This window comes from Stenotrophomonas sp. GbtcB23 (assembly GCF_019091045.1).
Classification (GTDB): Bacteria; Pseudomonadota; Gammaproteobacteria; order Xanthomonadales; family Xanthomonadaceae; genus Stenotrophomonas; species Stenotrophomonas rhizophila_A.
In genome coordinates this window covers 1-228 of the sequence record NZ_JAGXKC010000801.1, presented here as the reverse complement: position 1 = coordinate 228, position 228 = coordinate 1, and the positions used below count along the sequence as shown (strand labels likewise).

Annotated in this window: 1 protein-coding gene; it reads right to left on the bottom strand. The window is 67.1% G+C overall.

The annotated features are described in order from the left end of the window. Window positions 1-228, bottom strand: a 228-nt coding sequence (locus tag KVS69_RS20980; RefSeq protein ID WP_302675407.1) for a TrbI/VirB10 family protein, incomplete at both ends; no start/stop codon positions are given.

The following is a 228-nucleotide window of genomic DNA, read 5'->3' as shown; positions in this document are numbered from 1 at the left end:
CACTTGCACGCGGCTCTGCCCGTAGCTGACCTGGCTGTTGTAGCGCCCTAGGATGCGCGACCCCTGCGGGATCAGCAGGAACTTGCCGGTGGCCGTGTCATAGGCCGGCTCCGGCACAGTGCCGATCACGTCGCCCGGCAAGTCCGACTTGATGCCTGTCACCAGCGCGCCGGCGATCACCGTTCCGGCCATCACCTGATAAGGCGACGCGGGCAGCGCCAGATTGCC